The following is a 21,292-nucleotide window of genomic DNA, read 5'->3' as shown; positions in this document are numbered from 1 at the left end:
AATAATATTCCTAAACATACCGGGGCTATTGTGATTGACCAATAGTTTTTAACTACAGGGCTTATACGAGTTATCCGTAAAAAGACTGGTAGGATTTATTCACATAAGTATCGGACACTTGGTTATTTTATGCTGTATTCTTAGGTTTATGTGATATTCGCGATCAGCATAATTAAAAACTGACAAATACACAAAAAGTATTTATCAGCAAAACTTTGGATAAGAAATATTAGATATATCTTATCAGTAACTCTTTAAGTTGTTCTCTTAAGTTGCGAAATTCACTGGTAGCTTTTCATCAGTTTGTGCAAACTGAATATGTGAATTTCAATTTTCTAATTCTATTGAATTTACAGAAGATTCCTAAAGGTTCTGAAGATATCGGTGCAGTAATTACATACAGAATTGCAATTGAAAGGCAACTAAATCAACAGGATCAATTGAGAAACTGAATAGCTTTTTACCGAGCTAAACACGGTAATTAGTCTGCCTCAAATCATTCAAACACCGGCATTGCAGCCTTGAATCATATCAAAACGAACTCCAGTAAAGATGAAAGGAGAAAATTATGGATATCGCTATTTTACTTTATGATGGATTTACCGCTCTCGATGCGGTTGGACCCTACGAAGTACTAAGTCGTCTACCAGAAGCAAAAGTTTACTTTGTTGCGAAAAACAAGGGACCAATCATAACGGATAATAAAATACTCTCATTGGTTGCAGATTTTGAGCTTTCTGAGGTTTTAAATCCAGATATTATCCTTATCCCTGGGGGAATCGCAGGTACTCTCGCCTCAACCAAAGATGAAATCATTCTCGATTGGGTACGAACAACTCATAGATCTTCCCAATGGACAACATCAGTATGTACTGGCTCACTAATCCTTGGTGCAGCAGGGATTCTTCAAGGTTTGAAGGCTACAACACATTGGTTCGCTAGAGATTTCATTTCAGATTTTGGAGCCGAATATGTAAATAAACGGTTTATTCAAGAGGGAAAAATCATCACCGCTGCTGGGGTTTCAGCTGGTGTTGATATGGCTTTGCACCTGGCTAAAGAAATTGCAGGTTCTGATATAGCCCAAACGATTCAGCTTCTGCTCGAATACGATCCACAGCCACCCTTAGATTCTGGTTCGCTCGAAAAAGCATCCGCCAAAACTATCGAAATTGCTAAAGGTGCAGTTGAAACACTAATGGCTTAAAAAAGCTCACAAATTTTCATATTTTCCTCAAGTGGGCAAATAATGCCCACATTTACTATAAAACTGATTTCAACTTTGATGGTTTTATGTGTGTTCGACAGAATTACGTTTTGGCTGGACTATGCAATCACTGTAATTATATTATCCGTGCCCAAGTCCTATTTGTATTATATCGGAGAATTAAACTATGATTTTCAACTATTGGTACGCTATTTTTGAGTCGAAAAAGCTACGTCATAAGCCAGTTCATATTAAGCGTATGGGTGAAGAGTTGGTTCTTTGGCGAGATGCTAAGGGTAAGGCCATCTGTATGATAGATAGGTGCCCTCATCGAGGAGCTGCTCTAAGCCTCGGAAAAGTAAAAAATGATTGTATTGAGTGTCCCTATCATGGTTTTCAGTATGATATCAAGGGACAATGCAGACTAATGCCCTGCATAGGGAAAAACGCCCTAATTCCACCCGGATTTAGGGTAAAGAAATTTCCTACTCGTGAAGCTCAAGAATTTATTTGGATTTGGTGGGGTGAAGAGCGATTGTCTCTCCCCGATTTACCTTGGTTTGAGGAACTCCCCAACGACTTAGCCCATACTGCAGAGAGTTCCCAGGTGTGGGATATTCATTATTCCCGAATCATGGAAAATAACTTTGACATTCACCATCTACCCTTTGTACATCGTTCTGTTACTCCTGGTGTAGGTACCCTTCTCGACCCCTATAAGGTTGAAGTGAACGGTGATTTTATTCGCACTTGGGGACAATTGCGCCAAGATAATGGCAAATCTGCAGAAGAATCACCAGGGTGGTTTTTTCGGATTATAGTTATCTTTCCCCAATTAACCTTACTGGAGTTGGCACCAAAAGTGCGCCTTGTTGTTGTGGTTACACCCATTGATCGAGATTATTCGTGGGTTGCAATTCGCTACTACCAAGATTATGTCAAATTACCAGTGATTGGTTGGTTTGTATCATGGCTTATTCTGATGGTTGAATTCAAGATCTTCCAAGAAAAGCAAGATTTACCCATACTGCGATCGCTAAAACCCAAAAACGCGAAAAAAAGTACTAATAAACTAGTTTACCCAGATACTGGAAGTGCACACTACTTGAAACGACATGAGCAATTAATGTATCAAAATACTCATAAAAATATAGAACCATAAAAATTAACTTCCCTATACTGGGCAACTTTCCAGCAAGGTTGATTGGCTTGGGGATTTGTCCCATTCATATAGAGATACAGCGATCAACTTAATTATAATTTTAGTATGAAAAAGCACCTAAATCATACAGAGTCGATTTCTGTGCTTCTGATAAACCTGTTACTCCTGTAATATTTGTGCCTTCATAGGGTCTGTCAGTTCTCAAGGTTTTCAAACATTCACCTGTTTTGACATCCCACAATTTAATTGTCTCATCGGCGCTACTACTTGCTAAGATTTGACCAATTCCTTTTCCCGGTGACATTTCAATTACGGGATTCCAAGCTATCGAGCCGACCTGATTGGTATGTCCTTGCAAACTTTGAATACATTCACCGGTATTAATATCCCAAAGTTTTACTGTCTGGTCAGCGCTACTACTAGCAATGATTCCGTCGCTACACTCCGTCGAAACTGAGTCAAAAGGATTCCAAGTCACCGACCCCATTTGACTAATACTTCCCTGCAATATTTTCAGACATTTACCCTTTTGGATATCCCAAATTCTAATTGTTTGGTCAGAAGAACTACTAGCAAGGATTTTGCTGATTTCCCCTGTTGAAGTTTTTCTTGGCGGACTCCAAGCTACAGACCGGACCCAATTTTCATGACCTTGCAAGGTAAATAAACATTCACCTGTCTTGGGATCCCATAACTTCACGGTTTTATCATAGGAGCCACTGGCTAAAATTTGCCCGTCTGGACTCCAGGCTACGGAGTGAATTAAATCGTTGTGTCCATCTAAAGATAACAAACATTCACCCGTACTAATATCCCAGAGTTTTACAGTTCTGTCGTTACTGCCGCTAGCAATTATTTTTCCATCAGGACTGATTGCTACTGACCAAACTAAACCCCTATGTCCAAATAAGGTTTTGATGCATTTTCCCTGTTTGGGGTCCCAAATCTTCACGGTTTGGTCATCGCTACCACTGGCAATAATTTGCCCAATCTCTCCTGAAGATTTAATGTTACAAGGACTCCAGGCTACTGATAAAACAAAACCCCCATGTCCAGATAAGGTTTTGATGCATTTTCCTTGACCGATATCCCATAGCTTAATACTTCGGTCCTCGCTGCAACTAGCAAGGGTTTGTCCGTCTGGACTCCATGAAACTGAAAATATCCAGTTGGTATAACCTTGCAAAGTTCTGATACATTGACCTGCGGGAACATTCCAGATTTTCATACTCTGGTCGTACGAACCGCTAGCAAGAGTTTTCCCGTTGGGACTCCAGGCTAATGACCAGACCCATTTACTGTGTCCGTGCAAGGTTTTGAGACATTTGCCTTGGTTAAAATTCCAAAGCTTAATAGTGCGATCGTGGGAACTACTAGCGAGAGTTTGTCCATCCGGACTCCAAACAACTGATGATACCCAATAGGTATGCCCTGTTAAAGTTTTAAGACATTCTCCAGTGTTAGGATTCCAAAGTTTTATTGTGCGATCGTCGCTTCCAGTAGCAATTACTTGTTCGGTACTCTGTGGAGATTCTTTGCTTACAGGTCTCCAAGCAACAGTTCTGATCCAATTTGTATGATCAGATAAAATCTTGATGCACTTACCTTGAGCAATATCCCAAATCCTAACAGTTCTGTCATCGCCACCACTAGCGAGAATTTGAGCTTTAGTTTTACCAATGTCCTGGGGAGAAATTGTACTTCCAGGACTCCAGGCTATAGATAACACCCAGTTATGATGTCCAGTTAAAATTTTTACGCATTGTCCTGTACGGTAATCCCAAAGTCTGATTGTTCCATCGTCACCACCACTGGCAATGGTATTACCATCTGGACTCCAGGCTACTGACAAAACCCAATTGGGATGTCCAGTTAAAGTTTTTACACATTGCCCTGTATGGGGGTTCCACAGTCTTACAGTTCTATCGTAAGAACTACTAGCAAGAATTGTATCTTCTTTATCTGGAGATTCTAAGTTCATGGGTCTCCAATGCAATGATACAACCCAACTACTATGTCCTTCAAAGGTAAGGAGTAATCGCGATGAGGCTACTTGCCACAAATAGATCTGACCCTTGGTATCTCCCATGGCTAAAAATTTACCAGTTGGGCTAAAAGATACGGATAAAATACTTCCAAAGGTTTGAGTAAAAACTGACTTTGCGAAATCAGCGTGGGCAAAATTAACCCGATGCAAGGCTAATCCTTGCAGATAAGCTTGCCAAATTCTTAAACTGGAAAAATCATAACCACTCAAATCAATATGGAGGTGATAAGCAAGATGGATTAGGTTACTAGTTCCATAGCCAGATAATGGAATCTCTGAATCCCTTAATAATTTGAGTATGTTCTGTAACTGCCGTTCTATTAATTTTGAAGAGCCAAAATTTCGGTTTAAATGAGCAGCAATGGGTTTTAAAATTACGCGAATTTGACTTTCTCTGACATAGTCTTTAGCAGTAGCCTTAATTAAAGCGTAACTGCAAAACAAGTTTGGAAAAGAATTCACCCGTGCTATTTCGCTACTTACTTCCCCAATCAAGCGATCGCTGACATACTCCATAACTACTGGTTGTTGAGTATAGCCACCAAATTGCCTTTCCATTAGTCTTGGGCTATCTTTCTCAATCAGAGAGCGCCACCTTAAAGATTCTAATGCTTCTAATAAATCGGCTTTAGAAACAGCAGGAAAAATATCTTCTAATAATTCAGAAATAGTAGTCCACTCTCGGTTAATCGCCAACCAATACATTATTGTTTGCTCTAGAGGAGAAAGACGTTCAAATTGTTGGGCTAAAAGTTTCTGAATACTGTTAAAAATTGTTGTATCCTGAGCGAGAAAAGCTTCGATATCACCATCAAATAAATCTTGAATCGAAGTTGCAACAATCTTGATCGCTAAAGGATTGCAGCCATAGCGATCGCATAGTTCTTGTCTTTGAGTTTCGGAGCCGGATAGCCCTTTTGCTTGGAGTAAAGCCCTTGCAGCAAGGAGCGAACCTCCAACTTGTAAAGAGCGAACTGATAGTTCTGTTCCTTCCAAAGTAGCTATTTCGGCAGGTTTTTCTCGACTGGTTAGTAGCAGACAACTTGAATGAGCAGTCTCCCCAATTAACCGGAGCAATTCACCATAGTTTTCATAACCCGACCGATATTGGCCAGCACATTCACCAGGAAGTAAAATAGTCTCAATATTATCTAAAATTATCAGGTTTCTTCTCGAACGCAAACATTGGAGAAGTAACTTAATGTCTCCTTGGTTTTCCCGTCCTTCTGATAAAAATGAGACTAGTTCGCCCAGAAGATTTTCTAAGAGTGGAGCGTTACGCAAACTTCGCCAGATGACAAATTCAAACTGATATTGCAACTGTTGGGCTATCTTTACAGCCAACGCGGTTTTTCCAATACCTCCCATACCTAAAACAGTCACTAACCGACAACGATCTCCCAGGAGCCATGTTTCTAAGGTTGCTAGTTCTTCTGCTCGACCATAAAACAGGGAAACATCGATAGCTTCATCCCAATCTTGTTGAATCGGAGTGACCCGTTGTTGATAAATTTTTGTTTCCGAAGTTGGTAAAACGTAATCCCTGAGGGTCAAAGTGAGATTAAAAGTATTAAAGTAGTCTTCCAGCGATCGCTTATCTACAGGACTTTGACGTCGACGAACTTTAGTGAGGGTATGGGGACTCAATCCTGTTAGTTCATTTAAATCTTCTAAAGTGTAAGATTCTCCTTTGTTAGCTTCAATTTCTGATTGTGCCTGTGCTGAGTATAGACGCTGCCAACCTTCCGGAGAGAGAATTACTCCCCGTTTACGTTTTGATCTGTGGTGAAAGTTAGGCATCTTGAGGACAACAAGTTGAAATATTAGCGGACCCGCTAACGTCATAGACGCGCCAAAACCTATGAGTATTCAAGTTTTGACTTTTAGCTTGCGCATAGCGCTCGCTATATTTATTCTTTTATCTTAGGGTGAATTGAGTCTTAAGTTGTCTGCTTAACTTCTCATTTTGACTGGTACTTTTTTTTCGTAGCAACTAAAAACTATAGGTGTAGTTATTAAAACGACAGACACCATGTTATCCAAAGTTTTAGAAATAGCCAAAACAATAATATTAAAATTCACCCTCATTACTATTTCTCTTGTAGTATTATTTACAGGAATTCTGTTTCCTACCCAGTCTGCTCTCTCCTTAGAAAAGAGCAATAGCACTATTGCGAATCTATCAAGCTTGAGTTGGAAGCCGATAGATGGAATACCCCAAGGGGCACAAGTCGCTGTTTTGAACGGTAACACTACAAAGGGAGCATCAGAAGTAATGATTCGATTACCTGCTGGTTATACTTTTCCCCACCATTCCCATAGTAGTCGCGAAGTTCTCTTTTTAAGTGAAGGCGAAATCACATATATCGCTGACGACGGTAACAAGCAAAAATTACCGGCTAACTCCTATCTAGATTTACCAAGTGGTACAAAGCATTCCGTTCTGTGTGGTCAAAATCCTTGTTTGGTATTTGCCCGATATGAGCAGCCCTTCGATCTGATTTTGAGCCCTGCACCCAAAACCAAATCCTAACTTTCATAAATCCTAATCTTCAAAAGTTCTAACCTTTACAAGTTCTAACCTTCAGCAGCATAACCCTGAAGATTTTCCGGTTCGAACTGACGCAAAATACCAGTCGCACTCTTAATGATACTTTCGCTTCCCTGGACTATGACTAAATATTTACCAGCATTAAGGCGGTTGCGATAGGGTAACGCATCGCCACCACCGGAAATCAAACCTACACCTCCCCCAGCTACAATACTTCCCATTGCTCCACTTGCTGCTCCGAGCAAACCGCCAACAACATGATTTCCAATTTCACCAGCCCAGGCGAAAGTATCTAAACCAGTAATAACACTAAAAGTGGTACCAGCAAAAAAACCAAAAGGAACTAACCAAAAAGCCATTAAACGTGCCTGCTTTTTAGCTTGCTCTTTTGGGTCTATCAAGCCAAACTCATCAGCACTTTTGTAGCCCTTACCCAAAATAGTGCTGTTAATTTCTTTTTTTTCTAAAGCCACAGAAGCAGCTTCTGCTTGAATGCGATCTGGTAGTACGGCAACAAGGTAATTCATTGCGATATAAAAATAAATTGTTTAATTGTAGTTTGGTATGTTAGTAGCCTAATAGATTCTGATAAATTAAAACAGTTCGTAATTCGTAATGTGGCTAACGCTGCAGGCTCTAGTTACTACACCCGCGATCGCACATTAACCGTTAACTGGTAACTGACAACTGTAGCCCGTAAGGGCGTGGCGTTGGCCATAAACTGGTAACAGTTAACAGTTAACTGACAACTTATTTGATTCCATCAAGTGGTTCGCAAAAATTACTTACACCCTGCTTGAGAATGTACATCAAGACAGGCAAAATTAAAATATTTGGGAATTCAGAAATGCTTTCCAAGTGTCCAATTATCCCGCCCACAGAACCTTCTCGCAAGTCGTTACGATACTCACTTTGACAAATAACAGCACGCCATTTTCTCGCTAAAGCATCCAACCACTCACAATTTGTAATATCTGGCTGTTGACCGATTTTAATTGCAAGTGTCATCGCCGCATCTCCCAAATCCCCTTCACAGTCCTCTATCAGGTCCAGAACTTCCATTGCTGTATTATTCTCAGCTAACTGGGAACGAAACTGAGCTATTTCTTGTGATGTTACTTGAGTCATATAATTGTCTGGCTAGAAAACAAAAAACTAAAAGTGATTCGGCAATTCGACTGTCTTAAACTGAAGCACCTGGAAACATGAGGCTATACAAGACCTATTGTGTCATCTTATGAATGCTCGGCAGCTTTTTCCCTTGATTTTGACTGACATTTTGTCTTTATCTGCTTTTTTAATATTCTTTGATCGCGAAATTTATGCTGAAAAGCAACAGAATCAAATTTGAAATTTGCTATTCATTGTAATATGGCATGCATTTATTAATTAAGTGATTTGATTTTCTGTGTATTATTCCAAGTTGCTGATTTCAATCTCTAACAGAGTATTATGTCGCTGTTTTCTGTTTTCCCATAATTTTTTGGACGAGCATTTTTTCCTGTTCGCTGTTTGCTAAAAACGATAATTCTGTACTTCATCCAAATGAGAATCTTTACAATAACAAAGATTAATTAATATGCAAATAATTTGATTTTAGTCAAGATCTATAAAGTGCAAATAATTTTTTCTTCTTATTTTTCCTGTTTTTAATTAAAATTTTAAAGTAAATCGAATTTCAGATTAATTGTTGTATTTAGTACTTGATTTTAAGCATATAAAATAATACTGAGCAGATTAATTCCAGTCGCGCTCGCTTCACACCGGCGCTCTAGCGCCAATTACACATGTTATTTGTTACAGCTATCTATTAAAAAAAATTGATGGATGTAAAAATTTTAGATTCTTAACAAGCATTAATACTGATTTGTCTAAAAGGCTCTCGCCCTTGCTATTTCTACTTTTGAGACTAATCGGGATAATTTTATTTGAAATAATGGTGGTTAGATGGGGACATAAACCTGGTAGATTTAGCTATCAGCGAGTAAAAACTAGTGAAAATGAAAGTCCTGGTAATTGGTGGCGATGGTTATTGCGGTTGGGCAACTGCTCTTTACCTTTCTAATCAAGGTCATGAAGTTGGAATTTTAGATAGTTTAGTGCGGCGGCACTGGGATAATGAACTAGGAGTTCAAACTCTAACCCCAATCGCCCCCATTGGACAACGCCTCCAGCGCTGGAAAGATTTGACTGGTAAATCCATCGACCTATTTGTTGGCGATATTACAAATTACGAATTTCTCCATAAAACGTTACGTAAATTTGAACCCCAAGCAATCGTGCACTTTGGGGAGCAGCGTTCGGCTCCTTTTTCCATGGTAGACCGCGAACATGCGGTTCTCACCCAAGTGAATAACGTAGTTGGAACTTTAAATTTACTGTATGCAATGCGTCAAGACTTCCCCGATTGCCATTTGGTGAAGTTGGGCACAATGGGTGAATACGGTACACCTAATATTGACATCGAAGAAGGCTACATCACTATTGAACACAATGGGCGCAAAGATACTCTCCCGTATCCAAAACAACCTGGTAGTTTTTACCATTTAAGTAAAGTCCACGATAGTCACAATATCCACTTTGCTTGTAAAATCTGGGGTTTGCGGGCAACAGATTTAAATCAAGGTATTGTTTATGGCGTCTTGACCGATGAAACTGGTATGGATGAGATGTTGATTAATCGCCTGGATTATGATGGCATCTTTGGTACAGCACTCAACCGTTTCTGTATTCAAGCAGCGATTGGTCATCCTTTGACAGTTTATGGTAAGGGTGGGCAAACCAGAGGATTTTTGGATATCCGCGATACCGTTCGTTGTATTGAGATTGCAATTTCTAACCCAGCAGCTCCTGGTGAATTCCGCGTATTTAACCAATTTACGGAATTGTTTAGCATCGGTGATTTGGCAATGATGGTCAAGAAGGCTGGAAATTCTATGGGATTAAATGTAGAAGTCGACCATTTAGCAAATCCCAGAGTTGAGTTAGAAGAGCATTACTTCAATGCTAAGAATACCAAGTTACTCGATTTAGGATTAGAGCCACATTTGTTGTCTGACTCTTTGCTTGATTCTTTATTGAATTTTGCAGTCAAATATCAACAACGTGTAGACAAGCAAGAAATTCTACCAAAAGTATCTTGGAAATAAAATAAATTATCTTCCCAACATGTAGAGACGTATTAGCTAAATGTGACCGTAAGGTCACAACTTTACGTCTCTGCACAAAATATAAATGTTACTCAAGTATTATCAAAATTTACACCGCTTCTACATCAGACAGATTAAAAGTTGCTTTAACACATCTTACAATTTAAAATTTATTTTAGAACTTATCTTTTAAACAAAGCCTGCAACGTAGTTCACTATCATGGGCAAATAACTTGTGAAATAATATAATTTTTAAAATAATTTGTAAAAATAATTTTCTAATCCTGGAACTTCGCCCAAAATTTTGTGTACAAAATCACATAACACTGAAATCTAAAGAAAATGTAAGATAAATTTTTGATAATCTGTGTGAAGAGGACAGGAAAAAGTTTATCCTATCTTTTAGTGTTGTCTGAGAGGATGTTCTGAAATAAAAGTATTTTTTCTAACATCATTTTGGTTTTATCCTTCTTTTTTGCTTCTATTGAAGAAGTATTGTTTTAGAAAGATATAAGAAGTATTCCGATTTAATTGATTACTTCCAAATATCCTTTCAGGCTCACAAACTGTAATACCAAATGTAAAAATTATTGCTACATGTGAATCTTCCATCGGATTAGTCTCAGGTTTTTGTTCTTGATGTCTAAAACTGCGAGGTTTTATCCTTGGGAAGAAACATGATGTTTTACTTTTCTCAATTGGTGCAGACAACTAAAAAACCCACATTTTATAGCGATTAAACATCCTCTAATTTATGCGAATTGCCTTACTCACCGAAACTTTTCTACCTAAGGTAGATGGTATTGTCACTCGCCTGATTCATACTGTCGAACATTTGCAACGTAACGGCGACAAAGTGCTAGTAATTTCGCCGGAAGGTGGTATCACAGAATACAAAGGAGCTAAAGTTTACGGTGTTTCCGGTTTTCCTTTACCATTATATCCAGAGTTAAAACTGGCTGTACCCCGTCCGGCAATTGGTGATGCTTTGGATGATTTTAAACCCGATCTTATTCATGTGGTAAATCCTGCTATGTTGGGATTTGCAGGTATATTCCATAGTAAGGTTCATAATATACCTTTAGTTGCTTCCTATCATACTCATTTACCCCAATATCTTCAGCATTACGGGTTTGGAATGCTGGAAGGATTTTTGTGGGAACTATTAAAGTTGACTCACAATCAAGCAGCATTGAATTTATGTACTTCAACTGCCATGGTGGAAGAATTAAAAACCCACGGCATTGAACGGGTAGACTTATGGCAAAGGGGAGTAGACATAGAAATATTTCACCCTGATCGCGCTTCTGAGGAAATGCGCAACAGGTTATCAGAAAATAATCCCGAAAGTCCTTTGTTGCTTTATGTTGGACGTTTGTCTCCAGAAAAAGAAATCGAACGAATTAAACCAATACTTGAAGCCATACCAAATTCAAGGTTAGCTTTAGTCGGAGATGGACCTCATCGTCAGGCTTTAGAAAGTTATTTTGCCGATACAAATACTAATTTTGTTGGTTATTTGACCGGAATTGATTTAGCTTCAGCTTTTGCAAGCGCGGATGCATTTGTCTTCCCATCGCGCACGGAGACCTTGGGTTTGGTGTTGCTAGAAGCAATGGCTGCAGGTTGTCCTGTGGTCGCTGCGCGTTCTGGAGGAATTCCCGATATCGTTACTGATGGAGTTAATGGGTTTTTGTTCGCACCTACAGAAGATGACGAAGGAGCGATCGCTGCAACTATTCGTTTGTTAGAACAGAAACAAGAACGGGAAGTTTTGCGACAAAATGCTCGCTTAGAAGCAGAGCGTTGGGGATGGGGAGCAGCAACAAGTCAATTGCAAAATCACTATCGACAAGTACTCAATAAAGAAGAATTTCCCCAAGCTGCATAATTTATTAGCACAATTTAATTTTTTGGATGGAATCACCAATTAGTAATAGATACGACCAAAAATTAATTATGTGTCAATATAATTTACTTGTAGAGACGTAGCATGCTGCGTCTCTTTACATAATTTCTAAATTTTATATCCCTAAATTTTATACCTCTAAATTTTATATTTCTAGATCCAATATCTCTAAATAATTTTTAGATGGAATACATATAAAAAATTTTGATACTTGGCATCTCTACATAAAATTTTCACCAAAATAAAATATCTAATTGTATTATTAGCGATTAGTTATTTTCGTCTAAGGTTGTACTATTTATAGCAGAATTGTGTGCATCGCAGAATTATGAGCCTGCATATCCGTTAAACCGGCCATAAATTATCAGTGGTAAGGTTTACTATGACTCAGTCGTACCGGAATTATTGTATCTACCCCTGAGTAAAATTCAGCGATTAAAGTTGAGAAAAATATATGCCTTTGGTTTTTACCATTGGCTTTATAAATGATCGTGCCAAACCTTAAATGTACTTCACCTAAAAAGTATTTCTCCTAAAACAGATTTACAGATCGCTTTGATAACTTATACTATTACTCGCTAACTCGCTAATGCATAAACCACTATAAAATTAGGATTCTATAATTTATAAATTTAAATCTTAAATTCAAATCTTAAATTGCCACATATAAATAAATTTTTATTATCCTATGAACCTTATTAATCCCGGTAGCATTTTAGCTACATTAACAGAATTAACACAAGTGAATCGTACACATGCTCTACTTCGACGCGTAAAAGATCTATCAGTTAATGAATTTGTTTGTTTACTCGATTTTATTACTGCGGAATTCCAACAATTTTTACGAGCGATTGAACTAATTAACAACGAAGCCCTAGAAACTATGTTGGAAAAGGTTCTAGAGGCTATCACACTCAAGATTGGACAAATCTTGCAAGCAGAACAAACAACTATTTTTTTGGTTGATAACGATAAGGGTCAATTATGGGCAAAAGTTATCAAAGATAACAGTCACAAACCCTTAGAAATTCGTATTCCAGTTAACGTCGGTATCCCCGGACATGTAGCCAAAACAGGAGAATGCTTAAACATATCTAAAGCTAGTAAGCATCCTTTATTTAGTCCAGAGTTAGAAAAACAAATGGGCTACAAAATTTGTAATATTTTGTGTATGCCAGTTCTAAGCAGCAAACATCAGGTGGTTGCTGTGGTGCAGCTAGCCAATAAAACTGGTAGTATACCCTTCGATCAGGAAGACGAAATTCACTTTCGAGATTTTGCAGCTTCAATTGGAATCATTCTCGAAACTTGTCAATCTTTTTATGTTGCAGCTCGTAACCAAAGAGGAGCAACAGCATTACTGCGGGCGACTCAAACATTAGGACAAAGTTTGGATCTGGAAGCGACTTTAAAAATAGTCATGGAACAAGCCCGGATTTTGATGCAAGCAGACCGCAGTACTTTATTTTTGTATCGCAAAGAAATGGGTGAGTTGTGGACTAAAATCGATGCTGCTGATGGGTCAACAGTCCATGAAATTCGCATTCCGGGTAATCGTGGGATTGTTGGTTATGTTGCTTCTACCGGTCAAGCTTTAAATATTCCAGATGCTTATAAAGATCCACGTTTCGACCCATCAACCGATAGAAGAACTGGCTATGAAACCCGAAATATTTTGTGTTTACCGGTATTTAATTCCGCCAACGAATTAATTGGTGTTACTCAGTTAATTAATAAACAGCAAGGAAGTTTTTCTAACTCCGACGAAGAATTTATGCGGGCGTTTAATATCCAAGCAGGAATAGCCCTAGAAAATGCTCGGCTGTTTGAAAATGTATTGTTAGAAAAGCAATATCAAAAAGATATTCTGCAAAGTTTATCTGATGCTGTAATTTCTACTGACATGCAAGGTAGAATAGTTACAATTAACGATGCTGCACTGGAATTATTGGGCTGCAACTTAAACGAAGACAATACTAAAAATATTAATAATAAAAACTTTTGGGAGAGAAACTTAATTGGTCGCTTAGTATGGGAAGTAGTACCGATTGAGAACTTACAATTTCGTCTGGAAGATAGTTTAAAAACTGGAGCAAAACATTTTGTTCCCGAACAACATTTGACAGGAATATTTTCTTTGAGAATCCCGTATGAAGGAACTACATTGGAAGCTTCAGATCCAAGCAAAAGTGAGTTCTCGCCAGAAACGTGCATTTTAGCTGTGCGGGAAGATGAAGATTCAAATATATTTATTCCTTGGAATCAATTACTTAGCCCTCGTTTGGAATTAGTGGATGACGAGAAAATTAAAATTCAGGAAGTCGAACGCAGCATTAATTTAACTGTAAATCCTTTAACTAATCCTGAAGGGGGGGTGCGGGGCGGGTTAGTAGTTTTAGAAGATATCAGCCAGCAAAAGCGGATGAAAACTACTATGTACCGTTACCTTACTCCTACTGTAGCGGAACAGGTTATGGAGCTTGGTGAAGATGAATTAATGAAGGGTAAGCGTAAGGAAGCAACTATATTATTTTCAGATATTAGAGGTTATACAACCCTTACAGAAAATCTTGGTGCATCAGAAGTTGTATCACTTCTGAATCAGTATTTTGGCACGATGGTGGAAGCAGTATTTAATTACGAAGGAACTTTAGATAAATTTATTGGTGATGCATTGATGGCGGTATTTGGCGCGCCACTGGAGCTAGAAGACCATGCTTGGCGAGCGGTACAATCTGCATTGGATATGCGACAGCGTCTGAAGATATTCAACGAAAGGAGAATTATTCAAGAACAGCCACAAATTCGAATTGGTGTTGGTATTAGTTCGGGTGAAGTGGTCTCCGGAAATATTGGTTCCCATAAGCGTATGGATTACACAGTTATTGGTGATGGTGTAAACTTGAGCGCTCGTTTAGAGACGGTTACCAAAGAATACGATTGCGACATTATTTTAAGCGAATTTACTTATAACTTATGTAGTGAAAGAATTTGGGCGCGACAGTTAGATACAATTCGAGTTAAAGGTAAATATCAAGCCGTTAATATCTACGAATTAATTGGCGATCGCAGTATGCGTTTAACAGATTCGACTCAAGAGTTTCTGTCTCACTACGATGCTGGGCGCAGAGCTTATTTGTCAAGAGACTTTCAGTATGCTGTTATTCGTTTCGATGCAGCAAGAAGAATTAGACCTTCAGATAAAGCAGTTGCTATTCACTTAGAACGTTGTAGTAATTACTTAAAAAAACCACCACCACCTTCATGGGATGGGGTACGGGTTATGGAAGTTAAATGAGTAACAAGTAACAAGTAACAAGTAACAAGTAATAAGTAATGGGTAATGGGTAATGGGTTACTCTCATTGTTCATTAAAGATTATCCATCACCAAAAAAATAAGATTCAGAGATATTTAACCCCATTAATACTTTTAGTGGATATCTAAAGATAGAATAGTTAAACTTTAGTGCTTTAGTGCTGCAAAATCTCCCATCATCAGTAAACATCACTGTCATCATGTCTGTAAAATCAAAGTTATACGAGGGTAAGGCTAAAATCCTCTACTCTACGAGCGAGGAATCTGTACTATTAGCTGATTTCAAAGATGACGCTACTGCTTTTAATGCTCAGAAACGCGGCAGCATTAAAAATAAAGGAAGCATAAATTGTCGTATTTCCACCAAGATTTTTCAATATTTAGCAAATAAAGGAATTAAAACCCATTTTATCGATAGCCCTGCTCCTAACCAAATGTTGGTGAAGGCAGTTAAGATTTTACCGTTGGAAGTAGTAGTAAGAAATATTGCGGCTGGTAGTCTTTGCAAACAAACAGGATTAACTTTAGGCACAGTCTTATCCGAACCGTTAGTAGAATTCTATTACAAAAATGATGATTTGGGAGATCCTCTACTGACGCGCGATCGTCTCAGACTTTTAGATTTAGCAACTCCGGAACAAGTTGAGACAATTGCACATCTTGCATTGCAGATCGACAGATTACTGATAGATTTTTTTCGGAGGTGCAATATTACTTTAGTTGATTTTAAATTAGAGTTTGGTTTAAACTCACAAGCCGAGTTGATTTTAGCGGATGAAATCAGTCCCGATACTTGTCGGTTGTGGGATAACTCAATTGAAACTGATACTGAAAACAATCTCGATAGTCGAGTGCTAGATAAAGATAGATTCCGCCGAGATTTGGGTAAAGTTGAAGATGCTTATGAGGAAGTTTTAAAAAGAGTGCTTTCCAAGCTAGATGGCGAATAATAGTCAAAATAATCGTACTTACTCGCGAATGTGTTAAGTTTACCCGATGCTTTTTCCTTGACAAACAGCGAACGATTAATGACTAATGACTAATGTCTGATTTTTCTGATGGTGTGTGGAAGTGATATGAGTATAAATAAAAATAATATGCGTTTATCTCCATTTTTGGTCACGTTTGTTACAATTGCTGCGCCTCTGGGTAGTTCATTAAGTGTTAATGCTCAGACTGTCAATAATAAACAATCGGCACAATCTTTAGGTAACTCGTTAAGTGTCGGTGTCAAAAGTACCGAAAATACTGCACGTTTGCTAGCCCCAAAAGGAATCAGGAAACAGGATAAACCAACTACATTTCCCACCTTTGGTACAGTACAGAACAATTTATCTGTTACTGTTCCTACTGTTAATAAGGCTACAATATCTCAAAAATCAAAAATAAATACTGTTACTTCCGCCAGAGTTGTTAATCAAAAACTTGATAATCAAGCAATTACTACTCGGAAAAATGAGTATAAAGTGGCTCCTCTATTTCCTGTAAAAGCAAAAGCAACAAAAACAAAAAGAAAAACAAAAGGAATATCTGCACGGCTTTTAGCCTCAAAAAAAGCAACTACAGCACAAAAAATATCTCAACAACAGCCATCAGATACGACAAATCCGGTCATAATAAATCAGCAACAGCAAAACCAACAAGAACAAAACCAACAACAAATTCAACAAAACCAGCAGCAGCAAAACCAGCAGCAACAAATCCAACAAGAACAAAATCAACAACAAATTCAGCAAAACCAGCAGCAACAAATCCAACCAGAGCAAAATCAACAACAAATTCAACAAAACCAGCAGCAACAAATCCAACAAGAACAAAATCAACAACAAATTCAGCAAAACCAGCAGCAACAAATCCAACMAGARCAAAATCAACAACAAATTCAGCAAAACCAGCAGCAACAAATCCAACCAGAGCAAAATCAACAACAAATTCAACAAAACCAGCAGCAGCAAAATCAGCAACAACAAACCTCACCCAACCCAGAAGCTGCGCCAGTACCTCAAGAAAGTACCCCACTACAACCAAACTTAAATCCACAACAAACACCTCAATTTCCTACTGGTACTGATGACAGCACTCAGTCCGACCAAACGAGCCCAGAAGCGGAAAGCCGTGTCTTAGTGTCAGAAGTTGTTGTGCGTTCAGAAACAGGAAGACTCACACCTGATTTAGAAAATGAAGTTTACAGAGTAATTAGGACGCAAGCAGGACGAACAACTACTCGTACCCAATTAGAACAAGATATCAATGCTGTATTCTCCACAGGTTTCTTTTCTAATGTTCAAGCAGTACCGGAAGATACACCTTTGGGGGTAAGGGTTAGCTTTGTCGTCAGACCCAATCCTGTCTTGAGCAAAGTTGAAATTCAAGCAAATCCCGGGACTAATGTCCCTTCCGTATTATCCTCAAAAGAAGTTGATAAAATATTTGGCGAACAGTACGGTAAAATTCTCAATCTCCGCGATTTACAAAATGGTGTTAAAGAGTTAACCAAGCAGTACCAAGATAAAGGTTATATACTGGCTAATGTTGTTGGTTCACCCCAAGTTTCACGCGGTGGAGTAGTTACCTTACAAGTAGCAGAAGGGGTTGTAGAAGACATAGATGTGCGCTTCCGTAATAAAGATGGCGACTTTAAAAACGATAAAGGGGAACCGATCAAAGGACGGACACAGAAATATATCATTACAAGAGAAATACAACTCAAACCAGGACAAGTATTCAATCGTAATACAGTTCAGAAAGACTTACAGCGAGTATTTGGGCTAGGTTTGTTTGAAGATATTGGTCTTTCCTTTGACGCTGGTAAAGACCCAAGTAAAGTAAGGGTAGTGTTTAACGTTGCCGAACGTAACAGTGGCTCGATCGCAGCCGGTGCAGGTATCAGTTCCGCAACTGGATTATTTGGTACGGTTAGCTATCAAGAACAAAATCTTAACGGTCGCAATCAAAAGTTAGGAACAGAAATTCAGCTAGGACAAAGGGATACTTTACTTTTCGATCTTCGCTTCACAGATCCTTGGATTGCAGGTGATCCCTATCGCACTTCCTACACCGTAAACGCTTTCCGTCGTCAGTCAATTTCCTTGATTTTTGACGGTGATGGTGATGGAAATGGCACAGTTGCAGGTGTAACTGATGTTGATAATGAAATTAGAACCATCGATGATAACGATCTTGATGATGAAGGCGATCGCCCCCGTGTTGTTCGAACAGGTGGTGGTGTAACTTTTAGCCGTCCCCTATCGAAAAATATTTACGAACGTTCTGAATGGAAAGCCACAGCAGGTTTTCAGTATCAACGCGTTACTATCCGCGATCGAGATGGTGACATTAGACCGGAAGGTGCACTATTTGGTAAAAGAATAGTTAATGGTCAAGAAGTTGATGCTATAGCCAGTGAAAGAATACAACTAAGTGAATCTGATGATGGTAAGGACGATCTATTTTTATTCCGGTTTGGTGCAACCCGCGATCGCCGCAATAATGTCTTGCAACCCACCAAAGGTTCTTTCCTGCGTTTGGGAGTAGACCAATCAGTTCCGATCGGTAAAGGAAATATTCTTCTGACCAAACTACGTGGTAGTTACAGCCAATATTTTCCTGTAAACTTCACTAACTTTACTAAAGGTCCAGAAACCTTAGCATTTAACATCCAAGCTGGAACAGTGTTGGGCGATCTACCCCCCTACGAAGCATTTTCTTTGGGTGGTAGTAATTCTGTCCGTGGTTACGATGAAGGTGCATTAGGTAGTGGACGCAGTTACGTCCAAGCTTCTGCAGAATATCGTTTCCCAGTTTTCTCCATCATTAGCGGAGCACTCTTCTTAGATTTTGGTAGTGATTTGGGAAGTGAAACAGACCCTGCAAGAATACTTGATAAAAATGGTACTGGCTTTGGCTATGGTATAGGCGTCAGAGTGCAGTCACCACTGGGTCCAATTCGGGTTGATTATGGTCTCAACGATGACGGAGACAGCCGAATTAACTTTGGTATTGGGGAAAGATTTTAGATCGGGGATTGGCGACTGGGGACCGGCGACTAGGGATTGGCGACTAGGTATAGGTATGAATAAATGAATAAGGGTAATTGGTAATTGGTAATGGGTAATGGGTAATGGGTAATGGGTAATGGATTATAGATATTCCCAATCCCTAATCCCCAATCCCCAATCCCTAACCCCCTATCAAAAATCAACCTGTTTCACCGTAAACTTGTCAATTTTGGTATTTACGCGGATACTAATCGAGAAGGCTTCGCCTCTATGCCCCAATTGAAAGCTCACGCTTACTAACTTCGGTAAATTTAATGATGCCCATGCAACAACATACTTTAGGAGACACAATTACTCAAACCGGTATTGGACTGCATAGCGGTGTTGAAACTCATGTTCGTGTCTTTCCCGCATCAGCAGGTAGCGGGCGCTATTTTGTTCGAACAGATTTACCCGAACAGCCAATAATCCCTGCGCAGATCGCAGAAGTTAGTCAAACGATGCTTTCAACTCAATTGGGTCGTGGAGAATCGACTGTGCGTACTGTAGAACATCTATTAGCGGCTTTGACTGCTATGGGTGTCGATAATGCTCGAATTGAAATTAATGCCCCAGAAGTGCCGCTTCTTGATGGTTCGGCACAAGTGTGGGCTAATAGCATCGCATCTGTTGGTTTAGTACCACAATCCTCCGAACGAGTAGCGGCGGTAACTATAAAAGAAGCTATTTGGGTTAGCCAAGAAGATGCTTTTGTGTGTGCTATGCCGGCTTTAGAAACTCGTTTTAGTTATGGTATCGACTTTGAATTGCCAGCAATTGGTAATCAATGGCACAGCTGGTCTTTGAATACATCTTCCCATGATGTAAGCTCTACATTTTATGCGGAGATTGCCCCCGCTCGTACATTTGGTTTGTTGCATCAAATCGAACACCTACGTCAATCGGGTTTAATTAAGGGTGGAAGTTTAGATAACGCTTTGGTTTGTGGACCGGAGGGTTGGTTGAACCCACCACTACGATTTCCAAATGAACCCGTACGTCATAAAATTTTGGATTTAGTTGGAGACTTGAGTCTATTGGGAACTTTACCCCAGGCTCATTTCTTGGCTTATAAAGCCAGCCATAACTTACACACTAAATTGGCACAAAAGATTTTAGAGGAATTTGCAACTAGTACCCAGCCAGTTGCTATGAACTGAAAGTTTACGTAATTCAGATAACTTTAAATCTTAAAATCATGGGGGAGGTATTTGTAGTCCTCTACGAATTAAATCAAAATCAAACATAAACACAGTTCTAATGTCAACTGCTACCGAAGTTAATGCTGTGGAAACTACCACAGAAACATCTACCGAAAACCAATCCGATCTGAATCAAAGTAATAATTCGGATATCAAGACTACTTTTTCGGTTGAAGAGATTCAAAAACTATTACCCCACCGCTATCCTTTTGCTCTTGTAGATCGAATAATTGATTATATACCCGGGGAAAAAGCTGTCGGCATAAAAAATGTCACTTTTAATGAACCCCATTTTCAAGGACATTTTCCCGGACAACCAATTATGCCAGGGGTGCTAATTGTTGAAGCGATGGCACAGGTAGGCGGTGTAGTTATGACCCAAATGCCCGCATGCGAAGGCGGTATATTTTTGTTTGCTGGTATTGATAAAGTCCGGTTTCGCCGTCAAGTTGTTCCCGGAGACCAGCTGGTTATGACAGTGGAACTGTTATGGGTCAAACAACGTCGATTCGGTAAGATGCAAGCAAAAGCCGAAGTAGATGGTCAGCTTGCTGCTTCCGGCGAACTCATGTTTTCCCTTGTTGGTTAATTCCCAAACATGTAGGGGCACATGTTTTAAGTGCCCTTGCTTCATCCTCAATCGGGATCTGGTGGAAATTTTCTACTACGCCGCGCAGGATGAATTTTCTATTTTCGCTTTCCTCACACACA

At 39.1% G+C, this 21,292-nt stretch carries 13 protein-coding genes; 10 read left to right on the top strand and 3 right to left on the bottom strand.

Annotated elements, in window-relative coordinates:
* Positions 1 to 568: 568 nt before the first annotated feature.
* Together BC008_RS45625 and BC008_RS45620 are read left to right on the top strand one after the other, a co-directional pair.
* On the top strand, positions 569 to 1,207 hold the full coding sequence (locus BC008_RS45625; RefSeq protein ID WP_027843396.1) for a DJ-1/PfpI family protein: 639 nt from the start codon (positions 569 to 571) through the stop codon (positions 1,205 to 1,207).
* Positions 1,208 to 1,394: 187 nt separating this feature from the next.
* The gene (locus BC008_RS45620) at positions 1,395 to 2,369 is read left to right on the top strand and encodes an aromatic ring-hydroxylating oxygenase subunit alpha (RefSeq protein ID WP_058184911.1); all 975 of its coding nucleotides are present in this window, start codon (positions 1,395 to 1,397) and stop codon (positions 2,367 to 2,369) included.
* Between the two features lie 100 nt (positions 2,370 to 2,469).
* On the opposite strand, the gene BC008_RS45615 is transcribed toward BC008_RS45620, so the two are convergent.
* Positions 2,470 to 6,261 carry a WD40 domain-containing protein gene (locus BC008_RS45615; RefSeq protein ID WP_321170117.1) on the bottom strand — a complete coding sequence of 1,264 codons (3,792 nt, stop codon included), beginning with the start codon at positions 6,259 to 6,261 and terminating at the stop codon, positions 2,470 to 2,472.
* A gap of 187 nt (positions 6,262 to 6,448) precedes the next feature.
* On the opposite strand from BC008_RS45615, the gene BC008_RS45610 reads away from it, so the two are divergent.
* Positions 6,449 to 6,949: a cupin domain-containing protein gene (locus BC008_RS45610; protein WP_058184909.1), complete on the top strand. Its 501-nt coding sequence runs from the start codon at positions 6,449 to 6,451 to the stop codon at positions 6,947 to 6,949.
* Between the two features lie 44 nt (positions 6,950 to 6,993).
* Here BC008_RS45610 and BC008_RS45605 read toward each other — a convergent pair whose 3' ends face one another.
* A complete protein-coding gene (locus tag BC008_RS45605; protein ID WP_027843398.1) occupies positions 6,994 to 7,494 on the bottom strand; it encodes a hypothetical protein in 501 nt (166 codons plus the stop codon).
* A gap of 223 nt (positions 7,495 to 7,717) precedes the next feature.
* Positions 7,718 to 8,095, bottom strand: coding sequence for a hypothetical protein (locus BC008_RS45600; protein WP_027843399.1), 378 nt, complete (start codon positions 8,093 to 8,095; stop codon positions 7,718 to 7,720).
* An 872-nt stretch (positions 8,096 to 8,967) separates the two neighbouring features.
* Here BC008_RS45600 and BC008_RS45595 point away from each other — a divergent pair.
* The 7 genes from BC008_RS45595 (at position 8,968) to fabZ (ending at position 21,170) form a co-directional block, all read left to right on the top strand.
* Positions 8,968 to 10,116 (top strand): NAD-dependent epimerase/dehydratase family protein, encoded by a 1,149-nt coding sequence (locus BC008_RS45595; protein ID WP_027843400.1) that lies wholly within the window; start codon positions 8,968 to 8,970, stop codon positions 10,114 to 10,116.
* A gap of 754 nt (positions 10,117 to 10,870) precedes the next feature.
* A complete protein-coding gene (locus tag BC008_RS45590; RefSeq protein WP_027843401.1) occupies positions 10,871 to 12,007 on the top strand; it encodes a glycosyltransferase family 4 protein in 1,137 nt (378 codons plus the stop codon).
* Between the two features lie 706 nt (positions 12,008 to 12,713).
* Positions 12,714 to 15,323, top strand: coding sequence for a GAF domain-containing protein (locus BC008_RS45585; protein ID WP_027843402.1), 2,610 nt, complete (start codon positions 12,714 to 12,716; stop codon positions 15,321 to 15,323).
* 219 nt (positions 15,324 to 15,542) lie between these two features.
* Entirely contained in the window at positions 15,543 to 16,292 is a 750-nt protein-coding gene (gene purC / locus BC008_RS45580; RefSeq protein WP_027843403.1) for a phosphoribosylaminoimidazolesuccinocarboxamide synthase, read from the top strand.
* A gap of 126 nt (positions 16,293 to 16,418) precedes the next feature.
* Positions 16,419 to 19,358, top strand: a complete 2,940-nt coding sequence (locus tag BC008_RS45575) for a BamA/TamA family outer membrane protein (protein WP_235596039.1) — start codon at positions 16,419 to 16,421, stop codon at positions 19,356 to 19,358.
* Positions 19,359 to 19,663: 305 nt separating this feature from the next.
* The gene (gene lpxC / locus BC008_RS45570; RefSeq protein WP_027846569.1) at positions 19,664 to 20,539 is read left to right on the top strand and encodes a UDP-3-O-acyl-N-acetylglucosamine deacetylase; all 876 of its coding nucleotides are present in this window, start codon (positions 19,664 to 19,666) and stop codon (positions 20,537 to 20,539) included.
* 100 nt (positions 20,540 to 20,639) lie between these two features.
* The gene (fabZ, locus tag BC008_RS45565; protein WP_027846570.1) at positions 20,640 to 21,170 is read left to right on the top strand and encodes a 3-hydroxyacyl-ACP dehydratase FabZ; all 531 of its coding nucleotides are present in this window, start codon (positions 20,640 to 20,642) and stop codon (positions 21,168 to 21,170) included.
* Positions 21,171 to 21,292: the final 122 nt, after the last annotated feature.

Origin of the sequence: Mastigocoleus testarum BC008 (genome assembly GCF_001456025.1) — a bacterium.
Lineage (GTDB): Bacteria > Cyanobacteriota > Cyanobacteriia > Cyanobacteriales > Nostocaceae > Mastigocoleus > Mastigocoleus testarum.
The sequence above is the reverse complement of the archived record's forward strand: the minus strand, read 5'-3'. Positions and strand labels throughout refer to the sequence as shown.

Excerpts from the sequence above, each read along its gene's own strand:
- BC008_RS45615 (WP_321170117.1), bottom strand. The coding sequence starts at position 6,261 with ATGACGTTAGCGGGTCCGCTAATATTTCAACTTGTTGTCCTCAAGATG.
- BC008_RS45585 (WP_027843402.1), top strand. The coding sequence starts at position 12,714 with ATGAACCTTATTAATCCCGGTAGCATTTTAGCTACATTAACAGAATTA.
- BC008_RS45620 (WP_058184911.1), top strand. The coding sequence starts at position 1,395 with ATGATTTTCAACTATTGGTACGCTATTTTTGAGTCGAAAAAGCTACGT.
- lpxC (WP_027846569.1), top strand. The coding sequence starts at position 19,664 with ATGCAACAACATACTTTAGGAGACACAATTACTCAAACCGGTATTGGA.
- BC008_RS45625 (WP_027843396.1), top strand. The coding sequence starts at position 569 with ATGGATATCGCTATTTTACTTTATGATGGATTTACCGCTCTCGATGCG.
- BC008_RS45610 (WP_058184909.1), top strand. The coding sequence starts at position 6,449 with ATGTTATCCAAAGTTTTAGAAATAGCCAAAACAATAATATTAAAATTC.
- fabZ (WP_027846570.1), top strand. The coding sequence starts at position 20,640 with ATGTCAACTGCTACCGAAGTTAATGCTGTGGAAACTACCACAGAAACA.
- BC008_RS45600 (WP_027843399.1), bottom strand. The coding sequence starts at position 8,095 with ATGACTCAAGTAACATCACAAGAAATAGCTCAGTTTCGTTCCCAGTTA.
- BC008_RS45595 (WP_027843400.1), top strand. The coding sequence starts at position 8,968 with ATGAAAGTCCTGGTAATTGGTGGCGATGGTTATTGCGGTTGGGCAACT.
- purC (WP_027843403.1), top strand. The coding sequence starts at position 15,543 with ATGTCTGTAAAATCAAAGTTATACGAGGGTAAGGCTAAAATCCTCTAC.
- BC008_RS45605 (WP_027843398.1), bottom strand. The coding sequence starts at position 7,494 with ATGAATTACCTTGTTGCCGTACTACCAGATCGCATTCAAGCAGAAGCT.
- BC008_RS45590 (WP_027843401.1), top strand. The coding sequence starts at position 10,871 with ATGCGAATTGCCTTACTCACCGAAACTTTTCTACCTAAGGTAGATGGT.